Annotated in this window: 1 protein-coding gene and 1 pseudogene; both read left to right on the top strand. The window is 68.4% G+C overall.

Annotated elements, in window-relative coordinates; translation table 11 throughout:
- Positions 1–48 precede the first annotated feature (48 nt).
- Positions 49–792, top strand: a complete 744-nt coding sequence (gene istB, locus G3T14_RS23745; RefSeq protein ID WP_163644947.1) for an IS21-like element helper ATPase IstB — start codon at positions 49–51, stop codon at positions 790–792.
- A gap of 115 nt (positions 793–907) precedes the next feature.
- Positions 908–2,433 (top strand): annotated as a pseudogene (locus G3T14_RS23750) (ISL3 family transposase).
- Positions 2,434–2,440 lie beyond the last annotated feature (7 nt).

The raw sequence follows: 2,440 nt of genomic DNA on the forward strand, positions 1-2,440 counted from the left end.
CCACCCCAACCTGCGCGGCCCGCGCTACTTCCACTGACGGAGACGACGATGCTCACCCATCCCACCCTCGATCTCCTGCGCGAACTCGGCCTGACCGGTATGGCCTCTGGCTACAGGACGCTCGACGCCAACCCGGAAGCCGGCGCGCTCTCGCACGCCGAGTGGCTCGGGCTCCTACTCGAACACGAGGCCACCGCCCGCCGGCAGAAGCGCTTCGAGACCCGCGCGCGGGCCGCCCGCCTGCGCCACCCCGCCAGCATCGAGGATGTCGACTACCGCAGCCATCGCGGCCTCGACCGGTCGCTGTTCCTCAAGCTCGCCACCGGCGACTGGATCCGGACCCGGCGCAACCTCGTCATCACCGGCCCTTGCGGCGTCGGAAAGAGTTGGCTGGCCTGCGCGCTCGGGCACAAGGCCTGCCGCGACGATCTCTCGGTGCTGTACTATCGCGTCCCGCGCCTGTTTGCGGCCCTGAGCCTCGCCCGCGGCGATGGCCGCTACGGCCGGCTGCTGCGCCAGATCGCCAAGACCAACCTCCTAATCCTCGACGATTGGGGACCCGAGCCGCTCCTGCCGGAGCAGGCGCGCGACCTTCTGGAGATCGTCGAGGATCGCTACGACACCGGCGCGACCCTGATCACCAGCCAGGTGCCGGTCGACCGTTGGTACGAGATCATCGGCATCCCGAAGCTCGCCGATGCCGTCCTCGACCGGCTGCTCCACAACGCACACCGCATCGAACTCGCCGGCGAGAGCTTGCGCAAACGCAAGGCGGCCGAGCAAGCCGCTTGACCGCCTGAACCAACCTCGTGATCTTCACCCCAGACCCGCGGGAATGCCTCCATCACCGGCCGGCTTCAAATCGGAACGGTGGCCGGCTTCGCCTCGGAATCACGGCCGGCTTCAAATCGGAATCCCCGGCCGGCTTCGTCGGAATACGCACATCGATCATGTCGAGGTCGGCACTGGGCTGACCATCACAGCCCGGCCGGTCGCCGCCTTGGCCCGGTGCCCAAGCTGCGATCAGCCCTCGTCTCGAATCCATAGCCACTACACCCGCACCCTGTCGGATCTGCCGGTTGCCGGGAGACACGTCGCCCTCGATGTCCGCGTCCGTCGTTTCCGCTGCATCGGGTCGGACTGCCGGACCAAGATCTTCGCTGAGCGGCTCGGGTCTGACCTTGCCGCCGCCTATGCCCGGCGCACGGCCCGGCTCGACTGCATCGTGCACCATCTCGGCGTTGCCCTCGGCGGTAGACCCGCGGCCAGCTTCGCCCGACGGCTCATGGTCCCGGCCAGTCGGGATACGATGCTCCGGACCGTACGCCGCCGTGCCGTCCGTCCGGTGGAGCGTCCGAGCGTGATCGGCATCGACGACTGGGCCTTCCGTCGGGGACAGCGTTACGGCACCCTGGTCTGCGACCTGGAACGGCGACGTGTCATCGCCCTACTACCGGATCGGGAGAGCGGCACCGTCGAGGCCTGGCTTGCGGTTCATCCCGAGATTACCGTCGTCGCCCGCGACCGCGGTGGCTGCTACGGCGAGGCCACGGCTCGGGCGCTGCCCAAGGCGATCCAGGTCGCTGACCGATGGCACTTGATGGAGAACGCCAGCGCCGCCTTCCTCGACGCCGTGCGCAAGTCGATGGCCGCCATCCGCATCGCTGTGGGAGCCGCGACGGTCGATCCCGAACGGCTTACCTGCGCCGAGCGCCTGCAGTACGACGGCTATCTGCGGAGGGAGGCGACGGGCGAGGCGATCCTGGCTCTGTCGCGACAGGGTATGCCGATCAAGAAGATTGCCCGGACGACCAGGCACAGTCGCAAGCTCGTGCGCGACGTGCTTCGCGGTCTGACCGGCGACGTCTTCCGCGCCCGCCAGAGCAGCCTGGATGCCCATCTGCCCCGGCTCGATGCCGAATGGGCGGCCGGCTGTCACAACGGGGCGAACTCTGGCGTCGGCTTCGCGCGAACGGGTTCACCGGCAGCCTGCGGGTAGTCGGGGAATGGGCAACGCGGAGGCGACGCAGTGAGCGCGCGCCGGAGGGCGCGCCCAGCAAGGTGCCGTCAGCACGGATCCTCTCCCGGCTGATGACGACGGGGCGGGACAGCCTGACGAAGGCCGAAGCCGTCCTCGTGGCGACGATCGAGGCGGAGGTGCCAAGGCTCGACGAGGCAAGGGGTCTGCTTTCGCGCTTCCAGGCCATGATCCGCGCACGGAGTCGACCGGATCTCGATAGCTGGATCGAGGCTGCAGCCAGCAGCCTTCTGTCGTCGTTCGCGCGCGGCTTGCTGAATGACAAGTCGGCTGTCGCTGCGGCTCTGACGCAACCATGGTCGAACGGCCAGACCGAAGGGCAGATCACCCGCCTGAAGCTCATAAAGGAGCTATGCGGGATTTTGGGTGACGGAGGCGGTCAGGCGGCGCGGTGATCTGGGC

It is taken from the genome of Methylobacterium sp. BTF04 (genome assembly GCF_010692745.1).
Taxonomy (GTDB): Bacteria; Pseudomonadota; Alphaproteobacteria; order Rhizobiales; family Beijerinckiaceae; genus Methylobacterium.